Source organism: Patescibacteria group bacterium (genome assembly GCA_038064855.1).
In the GTDB taxonomy this organism is placed as follows: Bacteria; Patescibacteriota; Minisyncoccia; order Ryanbacterales; family GWA2-47-10b; genus SICQ01.
The window spans coordinates 1-18522 of record JBBTSE010000007.1; the positions used below are offsets into that span (position 1 = coordinate 1).

The 18522-nt window shown below is 48.6% G+C and carries 18 protein-coding genes and 2 tRNA genes; 11 read left to right on the forward strand and 9 right to left on the reverse strand.

Going from position 1 to position 18522, the window contains the following annotated elements:
- The coding region (locus tag AAB417_02100; GenBank protein MEK7630794.1) for an RNA-binding domain-containing protein at positions 1-929 on the reverse strand (929 nt) is incomplete at its 3' end.
- A 144-nt stretch (positions 930-1073) separates the two neighbouring features.
- A tRNA-Ser gene (locus AAB417_02105) sits at positions 1074-1158 on the reverse strand.
- Positions 1159-1247: 89 nt separating this feature from the next.
- Here AAB417_02105 and AAB417_02110 point away from each other — a divergent pair.
- Positions 1248-1478, forward strand: a complete 231-nt coding sequence (locus tag AAB417_02110) for a hypothetical protein (protein ID MEK7630795.1) — start codon at positions 1248-1250, stop codon at positions 1476-1478.
- Between the two features lie 82 nt (positions 1479-1560).
- Here AAB417_02110 and AAB417_02115 read toward each other — a convergent pair whose 3' ends face one another.
- Positions 1561-1962, reverse strand: coding sequence for a hypothetical protein (locus tag AAB417_02115; protein ID MEK7630796.1), 402 nt, complete (start codon positions 1960-1962; stop codon positions 1561-1563).
- An 83-nt stretch (positions 1963-2045) separates the two neighbouring features.
- Between AAB417_02115 and mltG the strand changes: the two genes are divergently transcribed.
- Genes mltG through AAB417_02155 form a run of 8 tightly spaced genes read left to right on the forward strand, consistent with a single transcriptional unit; the run spans position 2046 to position 11488 of the window.
- Positions 2046-3089, forward strand: a complete 1044-nt coding sequence (mltG, locus tag AAB417_02120) for an endolytic transglycosylase MltG (GenBank protein MEK7630797.1) — start codon at positions 2046-2048, stop codon at positions 3087-3089.
- On the forward strand, positions 3086-4687 hold the full coding sequence (locus tag AAB417_02125) for a fused MFS/spermidine synthase (protein MEK7630798.1): 1602 nt from the start codon (positions 3086-3088) through the stop codon (positions 4685-4687). Before mltG ends, AAB417_02125 begins: the two co-directional genes overlap by 4 nt.
- Before the next feature lie 59 nt (positions 4688-4746).
- Positions 4747-6024, forward strand: coding sequence for a phosphopyruvate hydratase (gene eno, locus AAB417_02130; GenBank protein MEK7630799.1), 1278 nt, complete (start codon positions 4747-4749; stop codon positions 6022-6024).
- Between the two features lies 1 nt (position 6025).
- Entirely contained in the window at positions 6026-6658 is a 633-nt protein-coding gene (locus AAB417_02135) for a 2,3-bisphosphoglycerate-dependent phosphoglycerate mutase (protein MEK7630800.1), read from the forward strand.
- 13 nt (positions 6659-6671) lie between these two features.
- The gene (locus tag AAB417_02140) at positions 6672-7211 is read left to right on the forward strand and encodes a DUF4199 domain-containing protein (protein MEK7630801.1); all 540 of its coding nucleotides are present in this window, start codon (positions 6672-6674) and stop codon (positions 7209-7211) included.
- 40 nt (positions 7212-7251) lie between these two features.
- Positions 7252-8505, forward strand: coding sequence for a tyrosine--tRNA ligase (gene tyrS / locus AAB417_02145; protein MEK7630802.1), 1254 nt, complete (start codon positions 7252-7254; stop codon positions 8503-8505).
- Between the two features lie 3 nt (positions 8506-8508).
- Positions 8509-10308, forward strand: coding sequence for a DNA primase (dnaG, locus tag AAB417_02150; protein ID MEK7630803.1), 1800 nt, complete (start codon positions 8509-8511; stop codon positions 10306-10308).
- The gene (locus AAB417_02155) at positions 10274-11488 is read left to right on the forward strand and encodes a sigma-70 family RNA polymerase sigma factor (GenBank protein MEK7630804.1); all 1215 of its coding nucleotides are present in this window, start codon (positions 10274-10276) and stop codon (positions 11486-11488) included. Before dnaG ends, AAB417_02155 begins: the two co-directional genes overlap by 35 nt.
- On the opposite strand, the gene zwf is transcribed toward AAB417_02155, so the two are convergent.
- From zwf to AAB417_02180, 5 genes are all read right to left on the reverse strand, one after another.
- Positions 11489-13846 (reverse strand): glucose-6-phosphate dehydrogenase, encoded by a 2358-nt coding sequence (gene zwf, locus AAB417_02160; protein MEK7630805.1) that lies wholly within the window; start codon positions 13844-13846, stop codon positions 11489-11491.
- A 425-nt stretch (positions 13847-14271) separates the two neighbouring features.
- On the reverse strand, positions 14272-14847 hold the full coding sequence (locus AAB417_02165) for a DUF2585 family protein (GenBank protein MEK7630806.1): 576 nt from the start codon (positions 14845-14847) through the stop codon (positions 14272-14274).
- A 119-nt stretch (positions 14848-14966) separates the two neighbouring features.
- A complete protein-coding gene (locus tag AAB417_02170) occupies positions 14967-15179 on the reverse strand; it encodes a hypothetical protein (protein ID MEK7630807.1) in 213 nt (70 codons plus the stop codon).
- A gap of 85 nt (positions 15180-15264) precedes the next feature.
- Complete coding sequence (locus AAB417_02175; GenBank protein ID MEK7630808.1) at positions 15265-15390, reverse strand: hypothetical protein; 126 nt, start codon at positions 15388-15390, stop codon at positions 15265-15267.
- Between the two features lie 25 nt (positions 15391-15415).
- Positions 15416-15490, reverse strand: a tRNA-Asn gene (locus AAB417_02180).
- A gap of 173 nt (positions 15491-15663) precedes the next feature.
- Between AAB417_02180 and AAB417_02185 the strand changes: the two genes are divergently transcribed.
- Positions 15664-16899, forward strand: a complete 1236-nt coding sequence (locus AAB417_02185) for an N-acetylmuramoyl-L-alanine amidase (protein ID MEK7630809.1) — start codon at positions 15664-15666, stop codon at positions 16897-16899.
- On the opposite strand, the gene obgE is transcribed toward AAB417_02185, so the two are convergent.
- Positions 16896-17870: a GTPase ObgE gene (obgE, locus tag AAB417_02190; GenBank protein MEK7630810.1), complete on the reverse strand. Its 975-nt coding sequence runs from the start codon at positions 17868-17870 to the stop codon at positions 16896-16898. The two genes, AAB417_02185 and obgE, sit on opposite strands and share 4 nt — an antisense overlap.
- Positions 17871-17968: 98 nt before the next feature.
- On the opposite strand from obgE, the gene AAB417_02195 reads away from it, so the two are divergent.
- Positions 17969-18517 (forward strand): RNA polymerase sigma factor, encoded by a 549-nt coding sequence (locus tag AAB417_02195; protein MEK7630811.1) that lies wholly within the window; start codon positions 17969-17971, stop codon positions 18515-18517.
- Positions 18518-18522: the final 5 nt, after the last annotated feature.

An 18522-nucleotide genomic window follows, 5' to 3' on the forward strand; every position in this document is an offset into this window, starting at 1 on the left:
GCGTTGGCCACAATTTCTCGGATAGCTTTTTCAGGATACTCATACCGCTCAACTCGTTTTGTACCCACGATTTGAGCACTTGTCCGTATGTTACGCAATATAAACTTCTGCATCGTATCGATTTGTTCATTTAGCGTTCCATCTATATCCGCTTTATCTATGATATCAGTTGCAACATTTGATCCTTTATATTTTACGCAACGAACAATGTAGCGATTGAAGGATCGTTTGAGTTGTGGCTTCTCCTTTGCAAAAATAAGAAAACCCGCAATAGTTGGAAAGTTCCCGCCATCAAATGTGTCAGCTATGCCAAGATTTTTAAGCAGATCAAAGGCTATTTCCTCAATGCGAGCATCGCGATTTGTCCTTTGCCCCATTCGGGTGAGAAGGTCATACATTTTCTTTTCTGATAGATCGCTAAGTTGGGTATCCGATGCTTGCGTACTATCAAATTTTGAAAGCTTAGCGTTATCAAGAAATCGCAGCATTTCCTCATGCGTAATTTTTCTATCTGTATTGCCATCGCGTACATAAGCACCGTTAGGCATGCCTGTATCCTTGTGATAACACGGTTTGTGTTGGTCAGAACATTCAGAAATATAAATTGCGAGTATCGTCTTTCCGCCTAGAGTCATTGGAAAATATTCTGGACGGATAACAACGCTCATTTGCGTACTCACTACGTTACTCATCTTCTCTTGCAAAACTGCAAGCTCAGTAATTCCAGTGGCTTCCATAGAATTTCTTGACCTGTCTTCTGTAACACCAAAGACAATGAAACCGCCACCGGGACGATGAGAAAAAGCGGAAATGGTTTTCCATGTATCACGAGGAAATCCACCGCGAGCGTCTTTAAACTCAACGCTGGAGGTTTCTGAACCCAATCTTATAGTTTCCTCAATGGTTTGTTTGACCTTTGGTTCGTCCATAAAATGATTTTAGCAAAAATTTAGCATTTTTAACAGACTAGACTAGCGTTCTCTCTGGTACTAATTTTTTATTTTTCGATGTAAGCAATTTTGTAAAACCTAAGCAAAAACCGTCAACCTTTCGGATTCGGAAGTTTCTTTCTGCGGAGGCGGGAGGATTCGAACCTCCGATGCCTTTCAGCATACTCGCTTTCCAAGCGAGCGCACTAGACCACTATGCGACGCCTCCAGCTATGCAATAATAGCAGATTTTTTGGTTGTGGCGAGAGCGTTTTTGCCGCCTTGTTTTTGAGCTTTTTTTATGCAATACTCAAGTCAATGGTCAAGCGCCGTGATTATGTACTGGAAGGCAACCAAGAGATGACCACCCTGATGGTCTTTCTCGATGCATATAATAAAAGCATTCCCACAGGCTTTCCCAAAGTAACTCTCGAAAATCTCAAAGATTTTCAAAAACTCCACCCCATGCTCTTCAAAGACAAGAACGAATGGTCAATCGAAAAGCATCGCAAACGCTTGATGGACTGGCTTCCATCGCATCGCGATTAGCGCAAAAAATCTTACTCAATATAATAAATAATAAAAAAATCGCCGGCATCCCAAGAGGGACGCCGGCTTTGTTGTCTGCACTTCAGCGGAAGTAGCTTCCGATCACGCGACACTCGCCGGGGGCGAGCGGAGTGGAGAGATCTCCAGAGTAGCCGGGGTTGCAGATGCGGTAGCTCGAAAAGCTCTGGTAGGCCCAGGCCAGCACGAGCCCTGGCGTGCCGCCAGAGTAGCAGCCAGCGATCTCGAGGGTGTCGCCACCACCTCCATTGTGGTTGTTGTAGATGTCGAATCCACACTCGTCTTTCAGGTCGCGTGCGTTGCTGTCATCGCCCGCGCTGCCGAAGACGAGGCCTCCGTATCCGTCGCCGCGTGCATCGTCATGGCATGAGGGACAGTTGTCGCCACCTCCTCCGCACGCACTCAGTAGCGTCAGCGTCAAGATCAGTGCCGCGAGCAATCCTTTGCTTGCACTAGCGTTCATCATTCCTCCATGGTTGAGGGTTCAGTTCTAGAACTGATATAGCATAGAAGCCTTGCGAGGCGCAAGCTATAGCTTACAATAGTGAGATGCGAGTAAACAGATTCACTATCGCCACTATAGTCGGTTTAATTCTCGCCGTTATCGTTGCGTGGTTGTATCTCGGCGCGTTTGGCGCACCACAAGAAGCCGAGGGCGATATCGCCTACATGCAATTTACGATCGCCGAAGATATCGGTACAGGCGATGTTATCAGCCGACTTTCATCCGACGGCTTTATCAAATCACCGCGCGCGTTTCGGATAGCGCTCTGGTGGAATGGTACTGCCAGCATCAAGCCCGGCGGCTATATGATCGCAAAGACGATTGATGCGTGGGTGCTGGCCGATATTTTTACAAAAGGCCCCGCGCTCGTGTGGGTCTCGTTGCCTGAAGGATATCGCAAAGAACAGATGGCCAATGTGCTCGCGCGCGAGCTCGGCTGGACGGACGCACAAGAAATAGAATGGGTGACAAAGCATACGGCATTAAAGCCAGATGAGATTGAGGGAGTGTATTTCGGTGATACCTATCTGATACCAAAAGACGATACGCCGGCCCAAGTGGCTGATCGTCTTCGTGCGCGGTTCAATGAAAAGTTTGCCCCACTCGCCAAAGAGGCGGTCAAGCAAAATATTCGTTGGCCCACACTTTTAAAAATCGCATCACTCGTACAACGCGAAGCGGGCGGCAAAGACGATATGCCGATTATCGCAGGTGTCTTGTGGAATCGGCTTCTTGCCAAAAAACCCATGCGGCTCGGTATCGATGCTACATTGCAGTACGCGCGCGATTCGCGTGATCACTACGGCGCGGTGCCTACCGGCGCGCAGCTCACCTCCTATAGTCTCAAGGGCGGTTGGTGGGAACCGGTAAAAATCGAAGATAAAAAAATAAATTCGCCGTACAATACATATTTGTTTGATGGGTTGCCACCACATCCAATCGCAAATCCAAGTCTTGATGCGATCAACGCAGTATTATTTCCCGCAAAGACCGATTGTCTTTTTTATCTCCATTCACCTGACAAGCAGATTCATTGCGCGAAAACCTACGAAGAGCACAAGAAGAATATTGATACCTATTTACGATGAAGCATCTGTCGTCTCATGCCGTGCCATACTATGTCGCTACTTTTGTAGCAGGATTTTCGTTGATGGTTATAGAGATCACCTCATCAAGGATAGTCGCCCCCATCATTGGCTCATCTATCTTTACGTGGACATCGGTTATCGGGATAACGCTCTTGGGTTTGTCGATAGGAAGTTTTTTGGGAGGGTGGCTCGCGGATCGCTCTATTAAAAACTATGGACAAAAGATTATAGCTTTTTCATTTTTGAGCGCGGCGTTTTTTGTGTATACGATACTTCCGCTATCAAAATATGTCCCCGGTCTTCTTCGTCAATCATTCTCGCTGATGGAGTTATCAGTTGCGGTGAGCGCGACTCTTTTCTTGATGCCGGCCGTAGCCATTGGCACGCTCGCTCCCATCATCTTTAAATCATATGTTGATAGTGTGCATGATATCGGAAAGAAATACGGGCTACTCTCAGGCCTATGGTCGCTCGGCAGTATTGTGGGCGTGTTCGCCACAGGTTTTTATTTTATCCCTACTATCGGTAGTGCCGCTACCGTGCGTCTTGTAGTTTTTATATTGGTAGCCGTTTTTTATTTTTTCTATCTACAGAACTTTAGGCATCAGCCTCGAATAGTCGGCCGCGACATCCTACTCATGCTGGTGGTAGCCGCCTGTCTTGCGGCGCTGATCATCAGCTCGCAGGCGCAATCCGAGCCAGAATCAAACAAAATTATTTTTCATAAAGAGACTGCGTATTATGATATGCGCGTCGTTGATTATAAACTCTTTCCTGTATACGGGGACAACAGAATCCTTTTTTTGGATATCGATACGCATAGTGTACAGACCGCACGACCGTCGCAGAGATTTTATACTGACGCAGCACCCGCCTTCGCTGCTTTTTCCGATTCAGTAAAAGATATATACGTTATCGGAGCGGGCGCTTATACATTGCCTATTAATTTGAGAAAACAGTATCCTGATGCAAATATCACGGTAGGCGAGATTGATCCTGAAGTTGCCAAGGTTGGTAGAGAATATTTCAATGTGAGCTCTCACGCTATAGAGACCGAGATCGGTGATGCCCGCGTGAGATTTGCGCGTACCAAGAGTGCGCCCACAGAAACATTCGATCTTATTTACGGCGATGCGTACAATTCTTTTATTTCTGTGCCGTGGTATTTGTTGACGCAGGAGTTCAATAAAAATATAAAAAGATATCTGTCACCAAATGGCGTCTATGCTGTCAATTTTGCAGGAACGCTCGAAGGGCCGAACGCAGTCATGTTTGAGAGTATCTACGCCACTATGCGGAGTGCTTTTCCTAATACATATATTCTTGCTTTCGGGCATGATTACGCAAAAACTCAAAATATCACCGTTCTCGGCGTTAAGAGTGAGGTCGCCCTTTCGCATGGCGCACTGGTGCAAAAGTTCAATGCACTCGACAAGAATCGATTTCTGTCTAGTACGTTGGTTGATACTTCTACTATCAGTATTCCCGCAAGGCGTTTATTGACCGATGATTTCGCTCCTATCGAGTATATGATGGCAGGTCTTATGCGTGAGTATTTTCCTACCTATATTGAGCTTTATAAAAAGGTGGTAAGTTAGCCTCGCTTTTACTATTCACAGGTTGAGTAGTGCATCACTCTGGTGTATAATTTTTGCTTATGAACATCAAAAAAATTACCGCAAGAGAAATCATGGATTCACGAGGCAACCCGACCGTCGAGGCAGATGTTATATTGGAAAACGGCATCATGGGTCGTGCTGCGGTCCCATCGGGCGCATCGACTGGTACACATGAAGCAGTCGAGCTTCGCGACGGCGACAGGCAACGTTTCGGCGGCAAAGGCGTCTTACACGCTGTACGCAACGTACACGAAGTAATTGCACCCAAACTTATTGGATCTGACGCGCGTGACCAAAAGGCGCTTGATAAGGCGATGATCGATCTTGATGGCACGGCAAACAAAAGCAAGCTTGGCGCCAATGCTATCTTGGCGGTATCGCTCGCCGCTGCTCGCGCATCAGCGCTCGAGGCAGGTGTACCGTTTTTTGAATATGTGTACGGTCTTTCGCGTGTAAAACGCCAGTACAGTTTACCAGTACCTCTTGTCAATATTATCAATGGCGGCAAGCACGCAGCCAACTCGACTGATATCCAAGAGTTTATGATTGTGCCGCAAGGCGCGGTGACATTTCCTGACGCCGTGCGCATGGCGACGGAAATCTTTCATGCACTCGGCAAAGCCATGAAAAAACATGGATACGGTACTACGGTTGGCGATGAGGGTGGCTATGCGCCTGCAGTAAAGGGTGGCAATGCCGAGGCACTCTCACTTATCGAGGAGGCCACGGCTGCTGCGGGCTACAAATTCGGCGTTGATGTTTTTTGTGCGCTTGATGTCGCATCGAGCGAACTTTTTGAAAACGGCAAGTATATTCTTTCTGCTGACGGCAAAACATTGTCATCAGAAGAAATGGTCGCGTGGTATAAAGATCTTGCCGCGCGCTATCCTATCATCTCAATAGAGGATGGTCTGGCTGAAGATGACTGGGCGGGCTGGGTGCACATGACGCGCGAGCTCGGAGGTGCCTTGCAGCTGGTGGGTGACGATTTGCTCGTCACCAATAAAACGTTTCTTGAGCGCGGTATCAAAGAAAAGGCCGGTAACGCAATTCTTATCAAAGTAAATCAGATCGGTACGCTCACCGAGACGATTGATGCGGTTGATACCGCTCATGAAAATGGCTGGCGCGCTATTATCTCGCATCGTTCAGGTGAGACGGAAGATGTCGCTATCGCGCATCTGGCGGTAGGTCTCGGTGCTGGTCAGATTAAAACCGGATCAATGTCACGCACTGATCGTGTCGCTAAGTACAATGAACTCTTGCGCATTGCAGAGCTGTTGGGCGATTGGGCAAAGTACGCAGGGAAAAAATAATATGGCATATCTTATTTTAGTTCGACATGGAAAATCCGAATGGAACAAGCTCGGCTTGTGGACTGGCTGGACCGATGTAGACTCGGCACCCGAAGGCGTCAAAGAAGCCGAGAGCGCAGGCAAGGCGCTCGCCGATATTCCCGTACACCGCGCGCACGTCTCAGCACTCAAACGAGCGCGCCAAACTTTTAATCATATCCACCAAGAGATTGAGTCAAATCTTGACGACCATGAGGTAGCGACGAGTCCCGCGCTCAACGAACGCCACTACGGTGTGCATACAGGAAAAAACAAATGGCAAGTGCGTGATGAGGTAGGTGAGGAAGAATTTTCTAAAATCAGACGCGGATGGGATCATCCGGTACCCGAGGGCGAGACACTCAAAGACGTCCACGGCCGTGTTTCAATGTATTTTGAAGAGTCCATCAAGCCTCAGTTGCGTGACGGCCACAACGTGCTCATTGTCGCACATGGCAACTCACTGCGCGCGCTCATCAAGCATATTGAGGAACTTTCTGACGAAGCAATCGCCGATGTTGAGCTTGGTACGGCAGAGGCACATTGTTATGCATTTGATGAAAGGGGTGTATGTGTCGCCAAAGAAATTCGCGCGGCAAATCCAAACAAAGTATAATGGTAGCAATACCATGATCGCTATCGCTGATGATATTCGTATCGAGCTCAGGTTCGGCCTGTTGGCAGGCGGGCTCGTATGTCTGTATATGCTGGCCGAGTTTCTCTTGGGGTTTCATACGACGCGCTTGGATATCGGCGCATATTCGGGCTACGGCGCTTCGATTATTCCATTTATAATATATTTTTTTGCTTTGCGTCAGTGGAAGCTTGAGCGGGGCGGGGGATTTTTTACCATGCGCCAAGGTGTTCGTTCAGGCCTCTTGATGGGCATGATCACCGCTGTCATCTTGGCAAGCTTCATGCTCGCATACAATACACTTATCAACCCGTCTTTTTTAGATAAAAATATTGAAGTAGTACGCATAAGTCTTGAACAGCAAGGCAAGCCCGTAGGTGAGATTCGTGATACGCTCGATCATCTTCGTACTACCAATTCGTTTCCCCAGCAGACGGTATTTATCTTGGCTGGCGTGACTTTTGAAGGCGTGTTGATCTCAGCAATTCTCGCGTATTTCTTGCAAAAGCGTCCTCCGGTGATAGACGAGGTATAACAGTTTTGAAAGATACGAAAAAGCCGTTATACTCATCACTATGGAAGGTGATTGGTTCACTCGTCTCGAAGAGCGCTCAAAGCAGTCACTCGGCAAAATATCCGCCGATGATTTTTTGGCGCTCGTGCGTCCCAAATGTCGCGAGGTAGTCACGCGCGAAGGACTCGAAGAATTGTTGAACACAAAGCACAAACTCCGCGTAAAGTTTGGCATTGACGCTACGGGCGCGGAGATTCACTTGGGGCATGCGGTTCCACTTATGCTGTTGCGTCTTTTCGCGCGCGCGGGTCATGAGGTGCATTTTGTGGTCGGCGATTTTACGGGCAAGATAGGCGATCCATCAGGCCGTACCGACAATCGCCGCGAGATTACCGATAAAGAAATCGCCGCAAATATCAAAACCTACACCAAGCAAGTAGCGCCGCTTCTTGATTTAAAAAAAATCAAAGTACATCAAAACTCCAAATGGCTCTCGCGTATGCGGTTGGCGGAATTTTTTGAGCTAATCGGCGCGATCAGTTTTGGTGAAGTTGCCCAGCGCGAAGATTTTCGCGCGCGACTTAAGGCCGGCTCACCCGTCAGCTTGCGTGAGGCAAACTACGCCTCTCTTATGGCTATCGATTCAGTGGAGCTCAAAGCTGATATCGAAGTGGGTGGCATCGATCAGCTCTTGAACTTTATGCAGGCGCGGTCAGTGATGGGGGCGCGTGGGATGAAGCCGGAAATCGTGCTTACTACGCCACTCATCGAAGGCACGGCTGGTGATGGCCGAAAGATGTCAAAAAGTTTTGGTAACTATATCGCCCTCTCGGCGTCCGCGGAAGATCAGTTTGGTCTTGTCATGAGCATTCCCGATGAGATTACAGAGAGTTATTTTGTAAGCTTCGGTGATATCCGAGAAGACGAACTTGATGAACTGCGCGCGTTTATCAAGATAAATCCGTTTGAGGCGAAAAAACAGCTCGCCATGCTTATCGTGTCTCTTTTTTACGGTGAGAAATCGGCGAAAGAGATGCGTGCAAATTTTGAACGCAAGTTTTCTCGCAAAGAATTCAATACATTAGACGCTATCGATATACGCATAAAGGTATTACCCGCGCCGCTCTTCGACGCGCTCATGCGTGCGCTCGGTGACGAATATTCACGCTCGCAGATTCGTGCACTTATCTCCCAGCGCGCTATACGGCGACTTACCGGGGGCGCCGAAGAGATACTTGGCAATCAAGCTGATTTGGTGCGCGCGGGCGATATCATTAAAGTTGGCAAGCTTCATCTCTTTCGTTTTAACGAGTAGCGTATGAGCCAAACATCCGAGATAAAATCACGCCTCGATATCGTCTCGCTTGTCTCGGGGTATTTGAAGCTTGAAAAGTCAGGTATCAATTTTAAGGCGCGTTGCCCGTTTCATTCAGAAAAAACGCCATCGTTTTATGTCTCACCTGCGCGCGATTCGTGGCATTGCTTTGGATGTGGCAAGGGGGGTGATATTTTTGCGTTTGTCATGGAGATTGACGGCATCGAATTTCCTGAGGCATTGCGTCTGCTTGCTGAACGCACTGGCATCGTGCTCGCAGAATTTCATCGTGAAGAATATTCAGAGAGATCGCGTTTACTTGAATTGACCGAGGAGGCGACAAAGTTTTTTGAATCAAATCTCACGAGCGCCGCTGATGTCAAACAATATCTCATTGATCGCGGTATGTTACCCGAATCAATCACGCAGTTTCGTGTGGGGTTTGCGCCCGATAGTTGGCGAGTGACAAGCGAGCATTTGGCACGCAAAGGGTATACAGAGGCCGAGATTGATAAAGCAGGGCTCTCCGTGCAGGGCTCACGCGGGCCCTATGACCGTTTTCGTTCGCGCATTATATTTCCACTCGAAGACGCGACAGGACGGGTGATCGGGTTTGGCGGGCGTATTTTTGGTGAAGCGTCAAAGAGCGCAGAGGCTGCAAAATATATCAATACACCGCAAACACCGCTGTATGACAAATCAAAATATCTGTACGGTCTTGGCAAGGCAAAATCAAACATTCATCACCAAAAGCGTGCTGTCATCGTTGAAGGGTATATGGATTGCATCATGTCGCATCAGGCGGGCATTACCAATGCGGTCGGGGTCTCGGGCACGGCGTTGACTGATTCGCATATGGGCGCGTTGCGCCGGCTTACTGATACTGCTGTTTTTTCGTTTGATGTGGATGCCGCAGGCGTTGAAGCGTCGCGCAGAGCAGTAGGTCTCGCGCACAAGCATGATTTTCATGTACGCATTGTAGCAATTGAGGGTGGCAAAGATCCGGCTGATATTGTGACGCAAAGCCCCGAGCGTTGGCGCGAGTTTGTAGAGGGTTCGGTAGAAAGTATCGCTTTTTTTCTCAAACGCGCGTCAGCGGGCCTCTCACCATCCGACCCTATCGCCAAGAAAAAGATAGGTGAGGAGATTTTACCGCTGGTAGCCGATATTCCAAACGAGATAGAAAAATCGCATTGGGTCTCCGAGCTTTCTCGTGTGCTCGGCGTGCGCGAAGACGCCCTCTGGCGCGAGCTCGGTAAATACAAAGCGGGGTCAAGTGCACCGCCAGTATTTACCCAAGAAGTACGCGTAGCGCCCGAGGTAGCTCAATCACGCAAAGCCAAGCTCGAAGAACGCATAGCGGGCTACTTGTTGCTTGAGCCGCAACTTGTCGCACTCGGTGACCTACCTGAGCGTCACGAATGCGCTCTTGCGTCTACCGCAGAGATATTTTCTGCTTTGACAAAGCGCTCTTCCTCGGCTACGATTGAGGAGATTTTAGGAGAGCTTCGGGAAGATGTACGAGGTGCGGCAAACCGCTATCTCATGGAGGCGGAAATACTCTCGGGGCACTTACCTCGGCGCGACGAAGAATTTGCCAATTTATTGCACTCGTGGCGCGAGCTGTCTATCAAAGACAAACTCATGCGTCTTCGTGAAGAGATCGCCGAACTCGAACGAGTCGGTGACCTCTCCGCTTCACATGCGCGTATGGCAGAGTTTCAAACACTTACTACTCATTTAGCTACAGCGATACATCATTTAAATTATGGCGACCAAAAAAATAAAAAAGAAAAGCGTTAAACCAAAAGCAAAGCCAAAACCCAAAAAAGCGCCCGTCAAAAAAATAAAACCCAAAAAAGGCGCGAAAGGTAAGGCTCTTAAACAGGAAAAGAAAAAACTATCTGTAGAGGCGCAGATGGATGAACTTGTACTGCGCGGTAAGGCGCGCGGGTTCATCACTTACAAAGAAATCTTAAACGCGTTCCCTACTATCGAGGACAATATCATGCTCCTCGAAGATTTGTATTCTCGTTTTGCGGCGGGTAGCGTCGATGTTTTAGAGGCCCAAGAGCTCATTGAAGTAGACGAAAAGGCCCCTGTGGTTAAAAAAGGCAAGCGCGCATCAGCGGTACCTCGACTTGAAAAGGATAGTTCGCAAGATTCGGTACAGATGTATCTACGCGAGATTGGGCGCATCTCATTGCTCAAAGGTGAGGAAGAGCGTCAGCTTGCTATGCGTATTGAGAAGGGAGATGAGGATGCGAAGAGTAAGCTCACACAGGCAAACTTGCGTCTCGTGGTTTCTATCGCCAAGCGTTATGTGGGCCGCTCATCAAACCTCTCGCTTCTCGATTTGATTCAAGAAGGCAACATTGGTCTTTTTCGTGCGGTAGAAAAATTTGATTGGCGAAGAGGTTTTAAGTTTTCAACCTATGCAACTTGGTGGATTAGGCAGGCCGTCACGCGCGCGATTGCTGATCAAGCGCGCACCATTCGTATTCCCGTGCATATGGTGGAGACCATCTCAAAGTTTCAGCAGGTACGCCGTCGCCTGACCCAAGATTTGGGTAGAGAGCCGTTGCCTGAAGAAATCGCCTCCGAGATGGTTTTGCCGGTAGAAAAGATCTACTACATCATGAAAATCTCGCAAGACCCCGTATCACTCTATACACCGGTAGGTGAGGACGAAGAGGACTCTACACTTGGCGATTTTATTGAAGACGACAAGATGCTCTCGCCATCGGAAGAAACTTCACGCGGTCTGTTGCGTGATCATATCAATGACATCATTAGCGATTTACTTCCTCGCGAACAAAAGATTTTAAAACTTCGTTTTGGGCTTGATGATGGCATTGTACGCACCCTCGAAGAAGTAGGTAAAGAGTTTGGCGTTACGCGCGAGCGCATTCGCCAGATTGAAGCCAAAGCCATCGAAAAAATCCGCCAACACGAAAGCGCCAAAAAGATCCAGGGATACTAATTATTTTTTGGCTTCGTGACCGCCAAAGCGATTGCGGAGTGCAGACAAAATCTTGCCTGTGTAGCTCGGGTTTTTTTCTGAATCAATGCGAAATTGGAGTGCGTCTTCAATAACTTTTGTTTTAATACCCAGCTCGCGGGCGGCATCTACCGTCCATGTGCCTTCACCAGTATGAGCGACCGATCCCGATATCTCTAATAGATCATCGCCGTAGATTTCTAGTGCGTCCTGTAGCCAGCCCACAAGGCGTGACTCAATGACACTACCGTGGTTATAGACCGCGGCAACTTCCGAGAGATCAAGTCTGTAATCTGACGCTTTGAGTATGGCGAATCCTTCTGCGAGTGCCTGCATCATGCCGTATTCAATTCCATTGTGTACCATTTTTACAAAGTGGCCAGCGCCCGCACTTCCCGCATAAACATATCCGCCGCCAACTGCTAGATCTTGAAAAAGGCCTTCAAGCTTATCAAATATTTCGCGCTTGCCACCTACCATGAGCGAGGCGCCGTTGCGTGCGCCCGAGGGCCCGCCAGAGGTGCCAACATCAAGAAACTCGATACCAATCTTTTCGAGGTCTTTAGCGCGGCGTTGCGAATCTTTGTAAAGTGAGTTGCCGCCGTCGATGATGATATCACCTCTTTTCAGAAGCCCCGAGAGTCCGTCTGCTCCAAATATAACTTCTTCGGTGGCTTTGCCGGCCGGTACCATGCTCCAGATAATTTTTTGCGCTGAGAGACCGCCTACAAGATCAGCGAGAGATTTCGTGACCTCAATGCCATGCAGTTCGCCTGCAAACGCAGGATCATGCGCCACCACCCGCCAGCCCTTTTCAGCAAGACGCAGGGCGATATTCTTTCCCATTTTACCGAGTCCTATGATGCCGATGACGCGCTCCATGCCGGCGATATTTTCACTCCACCGTTCTACGCGTGCGGCGTCAGAGGTGATAGTCGTTGTATCGGGCGCGTACGAGGCGAGCGGTACCGCGCCACTTTGCCATGCTTCTATAATAGGGTCAGTAAAGCGCCACATGGCTTTAATCTCTTCGGTTGAGAGAAAGAGTGTTTGATCGCCCGTGATGCAATCACGGAGTAGCTTTGCGTACTCTTCTACATACTGTGTTTTTTTCTCTTCAGAACGGTATAAAAAATCGAGCGCTCGGCGTTCAGTACCAAAATCAAATCCAGGTTTTTTTGACCAAAATTCTACGCGGATCGCCTCAGCCGGTTCGAGTGCGAAGGTTATGGTGTTTTTATGATGCAGCCCGTCAGACGGGCAAAAGCATGGTGTGGTGTGTCGGAAGGTGACTATAATTTCTTTTTGTGCGGGGCCAAGGCGTTTGCCACTCTCGATAAAGATCGGCACTGAGCGCCAGAGCGGAGCTTTGAGATACGCGCGTATCTTAAAATATGTCTCTACATCAGAATTAGCCGACACACCTGTAATCGACCGGTAGCCCGTATACTGTGCGCGAAAGGTCGCCTCGGGTATTTCGGCGGGTGAGAGCGTCCTGAGTTCTTCTAAAATCTCCGCACGCTTTTTGCGAATAGCACCATGATCAAAGCTTGCAGGCCGCTCCATGGTGACGAGTGCGAGCATCTGTAAAAGATGATTTTGTCCGACATCACGCAATGCGCCGACGCTTTCATAAAACATGCCACGCTCTTCAACGCCTACGCTCTCATGTACACGGATATCGATGCGCTCGATAAAACGATTTGACCAGCTGTTTTCAAAAAGATTATTTGAAAACCGAAAGGTCAAAATATTTTGCAGCATTTCTTTGGCGAGATAGTGATCGATACGATAGATTTGCTCTTCGCGGTAGAGCGTGCCCAAGAGTGCGTCGAGGCGCTCGGCAGTAGCAAGGTCTTTGCCAAAAGGTTTTTCGACGATGATGCGAGTCCAGCCTTCCTCGGGGCTGCAGGGTTCAGTAAGACCTGACGAGGAAAGGTTGCGTGCGAGCGTTTCAAAAAAGTCGGGGGGAACGGCAAGATAGAAAAGCTTGTTTGAGCATACGCCCCATTTCTCATCGATGGTACGCAGACGCTCGGCTATTTTTTTGTAATCATTCTCGACTTCAAAATGTCCTTCTGCGTATTCAAAAGATTCAAGAAAAGATGCGGCGCCCGCGATATCAATCTTTTGTTTTTCAAGAATTGCCGAGACATGTTTGCGAAACTCTTCGTTTGAAAGGGGTTTGCGCGCAACGCCTAACACGCGAAACATCGATGGGAGCACTTTTTGCGCTGCGAGGAGATGAAGGGCAGGGACGATTTTCCGCGCCATCAAGTCGCCGGTAGCGCCAAAAACCACAAATACGGTGGGGATATTTTTCGCAGGATCGATAGGCATAGGGGTACTGTAGCGTGTTTTCGCGGGCTCCTCAACTAGCTATTGACAAAAATAACATTATAGTTTAATATGCAATTTAAGCAGTTCCAACGAGTGCCGAGTGGAAGTCGGTCATCTCGAGAAAGGATTTTTATGCTGGCTGTCAGGGCGATAGTGAGTGCGCTCGCTGTAATCGGGAGTGTGCTCCTGGGCGTTGCTTGCGCGACGCCCAGGATGACTCAACCCGGGGAGGAGAGAGTGATCGAGCTCGACTGGGTGTCTGTCAGTGTTGTGTGCGACAAGGTCACTGGAAATCTGGTCTATGTTGCGTACGCTGGTACCGGAGTAGGAATGGCAGTCGTTGAGAAAGGTTGCGTCGCAAAGTAGATCGCACCACGCCGTGGGGCCCATCGGGGCTCCACGGCGATTTTTTTATATGAAGTTTTTTATCCGCCCGCCTGCCAGATGCGCACGGCATCGAGCGGATAGACGAGCATTAAAATATTGAGAGTAAGATTGTCACGAATAAGCCATAAAACTCCAAGCTCGAGCACGAGCAGGGCACCAATCGATGCCCAAGCAGGCGTACGCCATGCAAACAAAAATCCAAAAACCATAAAGAGTGTATCGGAAAGCGAGTTGAAAATACTATCACCATAGTAGTCAAAGGAGATAGTCACCGAACGATAACGATTGATGATAAACTCGGTATTTTCTAAAATCTCCCAACCAGCTTCAACAGCAATTGCGACCGCGAGCATGGTGGCGAGCGACATCGGTATTTTCTTGCGAATGAGCCACAATATCCAGAAAAATCCAACACCATGCAAAAAATGCGATGGTGTATAAATGTCGGCAAGCTGTTGCGACATTTGCGAGTTCAGATACACTCCACCCCATAGACCAATATCACCACACTTACAAAACGGTGTACGATCCATCGAAAATAAAATAACTCCTTGGATCGCGATAAGCGCGATTGATATGAGGACAAGTGTTTTGGTGCTGATGCTCAGAGGCATACCTATAGTATAGAGCCTATTTCGTACAAAGAAAAAACCGCGCCGACTGTGTCAGGCGGTTGACTTGGATCGGTCGTCTATCAGATGGCCGCGCTCTCACCAAGCGTCAGCCGCGTCTTTCATGATTTTTTCAAAAGCGGCTCAGCTTTGGCGGTGAGTGACCACTGCCGCGGGTGTTTTTTCATGAGTCGGTTCTCGTCGATGAGCATGATCTGCAGGTCTCCAGCGATACCCGGCGTCTCCGCTGAAACTCGAAAAGTGCCGTCAAGTTTTCCATTGCGGGCGAATTCGAGCTCGATGATCGTGCTGCCGTCTTGAGCAATATATGCCATTGAAGATCTCCTTTCTGTATGTACCCTAGCAATCACAACAAAAAATCGCAAACGGGAAGTTTGTGGTTTTTCTGCTGTATATGATTTACCTGCGACGGCGCTTTGCGGCGAGTTTCGCGAGCATTTGACGCTTGATCTCGAGACGCTTTTTTGTCTTCGGCGAGTGGTTTGATTTTTTGTGGGCTTTGAGCCCAGCAGCTCGTTTTGCCATAAAGATTTTTTTATAAATAATTTTCTGGCTCCGCGGCCTGGATTCGAACCAGGGACCCACCGGTTAACAGCCGGTTGCTCTACCGCTGAGCTACCGCGGAATATATTTTTTACCTCTATAGCATAGCGGTTTCGCAACCGGCTGAACAGCCGTCAAAAGCAAAGCGGTTTGCTTTTGACCTCCACCGCTGAGCTACCGCGGAATAATATGCCCCCAATCATACGGTATCTACAGCGGAATTTCAAGCGAGTGGTGTACAATAAAAGGCACAGTATGTTGCGTGCTATCGCTGTTTTTCTTTCGCTCGCGGGGGTTTTGTTCGCCTCGTTTGTGTTCGTGATGCTTATCGGCGACAGTCTCGGTTTTTCACTCTCTGATCGGCTTTTGGGTTCGGTCTTTCCTATCACTATTAGTACGCCCGACCTACACAAGGCCTATATGACTGAAAAAATAAAAATGCTTATTGTACCGGGGCATGACAACGAATACGGAGGAGGCGAGTGGCGCCACGTGCGCGAGTCTGACCTCACGCTTGAGGCGTCGCGTAACCTCGAGGCGTATTTCAAAAAAGATTCTCGGTTTGAGACTATCGTCGCGCGCGATACGACTACGGGGCAATACGCGCCTGCGCTTTTTGAGTATTTTACCAAGCGTCGTGACGATATCATTGTCTTTAAAAATATCGCGCAGAAAAAAATGGAGACGCTCAAAGCGCACAATTTTTTGGAGCGCAATGTATCGATCGAGCGCAATAGCGTTTCAAGCGAGATAGCGTTTCGTCTCTACGGCATCAACAAATGGGCAAATGAAAACGATGTCGATATCGTATTGCATGTACATTTCAACGACTATCCGGGGCATCGTGGCCGCGCAGGTGACCATACGGGATTTTCTATCTATGTGCCTGAAAAACAATACGGCAACGCTGATGCGAGTAAAGATCTTGCACGCACGCTTTTTGATGAATTAAAAAATACCATTGGTCCAAGCACACTTCCACTTGAGCGTGATGGCGTGATCGAAGACCAAGAGCTTATCGCGCTCGGTGCCAACGCGTCGCTCAAGAGTGCGTCGGTACTTGTGGAGTACGGATATATCTATGAGCCACAATATATCTATGAGGCGACACGCAACCCTATGATGCAGGAGCTTGCGTTTCAAACCTATCGTGCGGTAAAAAAACATTTTGAGAAAAACTCTCCTAACTATATCGCTAGCCAAACGGCACTCTTGCCCTATCGTTGGTCTGACGGGCTTGAAAAAGGTATCAAGGGATCAGCAAGTGTACTCGCACTACAGGCAGCTCTCAAAAAAGATGGTTTGTATCCACCGCCCGGCAAATCACTCGTTGATTGTCCGCTCACCGGCTCATTTGGTGCATGCACTGAGCTTGCGGTGCGTATGTTTCAGCAGCGGTATGCCGCAGAGATCTTAGGTGGGGATGCGCCGTCAGGTCGCGTCGGGGTCGCGACCGCCAAAAAGCTCAACGAAGTCTTTGGGCGCAATTAGGCGGCCTTATGTTTTTCTTTTGTTATTTTTTGTAGGATTTTCTCTACGCGTTTTATCGCGTCAGTGTCGTGTATAGAGAGGAGTGACGCCGTTTTATTTTTCTTTTTGAGCACGGTAATGATTTTTTTAAGCTCTTTGTCAGTTTTGGTGTCGCTTTTACTGACAAAAAGATACTCTGTTTTTTCCAAGAGTTCTTTGCTGTGTTTGCCAAGTTCTTTGCGGATGACAGCGTAGTCGTCTGCTGGGTCTTCCGACTCCGCGGATATAAAATGAAACAGAACGCGCGTGCGTTCTACATGGCGCAAAAATTTGATACCGAGGCCCTTGCCTTCCGATGCGCCCTCGATAAGGCCGGGGATGTCAGCGAGTATCAGGTCATACCAGACACCCAAGTGCGGTTCGAGTGTGGTAAATGGATAGTTTGCCACGCGACTCTGCGCGCGGGTGAGTTCGTTGAGCAGGCTTGATTTACCCACATTGGGGAATCCTATAAAACCAATATCAGCGATAAGTTTGAGCTCGAGGCGCAATACGGCTTCTTCGCCCGGTAATCCAGGTTGTGATTGTTTGGGCGTGGTGTTGCGTGATGATCTAAAATGAAAATTACCCTTGCCACCAAGACCACCTTTGGCGATGACAAATTGCTCGCCAATCATGGTGAGCTCAAGGTCAGTCTTTTTGGAAAGATTATGGATGACGGTGCCGACCGGCACTTTGAGTATCGAATTTTTGCCTTTGTGACCGTCGCGAAATTGGTCGCGACCAAAAAGCCCGTCTTCCGCCGCGAGTTCTTTTTTGTAGCGAAATTGGTTGAGCGTCGAGAGGTCAGAGACACCCTCAAAGATCACATCGCCACCATGTCCGCCTGACCCACCCGTGGGTCCGAGTGACATCATATTTTTATTGAACGCGACAGAGCCTTTACCTCCTTTGCCCGCGCGCACTTTTATGGTTACATCATCGACAAGCATATGCGCGCCCAGTATAGCGCGGATAGTCGCTTTCCAGAAGGGTCTGAGGGCGATATGATAGGTAGCGTCACATAACCGTCACATGACCGTTATACTTTATGAATGGAGATAGCACTAGTAAAAAAAACGATCCTCGCGAGCTGATTGCTCGTGCCAAAGACGGCGACCGTGATGCGTTCGGCGAGCTTTATGCTGAATACTTTACCCCGATTTGGCGCTATATCTTTTACCGTGTGCGTTCGCGTGAAGAAACGGAAGATATTGTGCAAAATGTATTTATCAAAGCATTTGCGTCGGTAGGCCGTTTTGAACAGCAAAAAGTAGATCCGCTCGCGTACTTTTACACAATCGCACGCAATACCTTGATCGATTATTGGCGCAAGAAAAAAGATATACCCATCGAGCATGCGGCTCTCATCCGTGACAATGATGCCGATCCGCATGAGTTGGTATCGAAGATGGAAAATCATACGCTCGCGCACAAAGCGATCGCAAAGCTCGAGGGCGATCAACGCGAAGTAATCGTACTCCGGTTTATCAACGATATGTCGGTACGCGAGACAGCGCATATCATGGGCAAGTCAGAGGCCGCGGTGCGTCAAATGCAGCTACGGGCTCTCAAAACATTGCGAGGACATTTTACTTAAAAAAT

Coding starts and splice junctions, on each gene's coding strand:
- AAB417_02135 (MEK7630800.1), top strand. CDS start 6,026: ATGGCATATCTTATTTTAGTTCGACATGGAAAATCCGAATGGAACAAG.
- AAB417_02185 (MEK7630809.1), top strand. CDS start 15,664: ATGTTGCGTGCTATCGCTGTTTTTCTTTCGCTCGCGGGGGTTTTGTTC.
- AAB417_02155 (MEK7630804.1), top strand. CDS start 10,274: ATGGCGACCAAAAAAATAAAAAAGAAAAGCGTTAAACCAAAAGCAAAG.
- AAB417_02115 (MEK7630796.1), bottom strand. CDS start 1,962: ATGATGAACGCTAGTGCAAGCAAAGGATTGCTCGCGGCACTGATCTTG.
- AAB417_02140 (MEK7630801.1), top strand. CDS start 6,672: ATGATCGCTATCGCTGATGATATTCGTATCGAGCTCAGGTTCGGCCTG.
- AAB417_02165 (MEK7630806.1), bottom strand. CDS start 14,847: ATGCCTCTGAGCATCAGCACCAAAACACTTGTCCTCATATCAATCGCG.
- eno (MEK7630799.1), top strand. CDS start 4,747: ATGAACATCAAAAAAATTACCGCAAGAGAAATCATGGATTCACGAGGC.
- mltG (MEK7630797.1), top strand. CDS start 2,046: ATGCGAGTAAACAGATTCACTATCGCCACTATAGTCGGTTTAATTCTC.
- AAB417_02170 (MEK7630807.1), bottom strand. CDS start 15,179: ATGGCATATATTGCTCAAGACGGCAGCACGATCATCGAGCTCGAATTC.
- AAB417_02110 (MEK7630795.1), top strand. CDS start 1,248: ATGGTCAAGCGCCGTGATTATGTACTGGAAGGCAACCAAGAGATGACC.
- AAB417_02125 (MEK7630798.1), top strand. CDS start 3,086: ATGAAGCATCTGTCGTCTCATGCCGTGCCATACTATGTCGCTACTTTT.
- dnaG (MEK7630803.1), top strand. CDS start 8,509: ATGAGCCAAACATCCGAGATAAAATCACGCCTCGATATCGTCTCGCTT.
- AAB417_02195 (MEK7630811.1), top strand. CDS start 17,969: ATGAATGGAGATAGCACTAGTAAAAAAAACGATCCTCGCGAGCTGATT.
- AAB417_02175 (MEK7630808.1), bottom strand. CDS start 15,390: ATGGCAAAACGAGCTGCTGGGCTCAAAGCCCACAAAAAATCAAACCAC.
- obgE (MEK7630810.1), bottom strand. CDS start 17,870: ATGCTTGTCGATGATGTAACCATAAAAGTGCGCGCGGGCAAAGGAGGT.
- zwf (MEK7630805.1), bottom strand. CDS start 13,846: ATGCCTATCGATCCTGCGAAAAATATCCCCACCGTATTTGTGGTTTTT.
- tyrS (MEK7630802.1), top strand. CDS start 7,252: ATGGAAGGTGATTGGTTCACTCGTCTCGAAGAGCGCTCAAAGCAGTCA.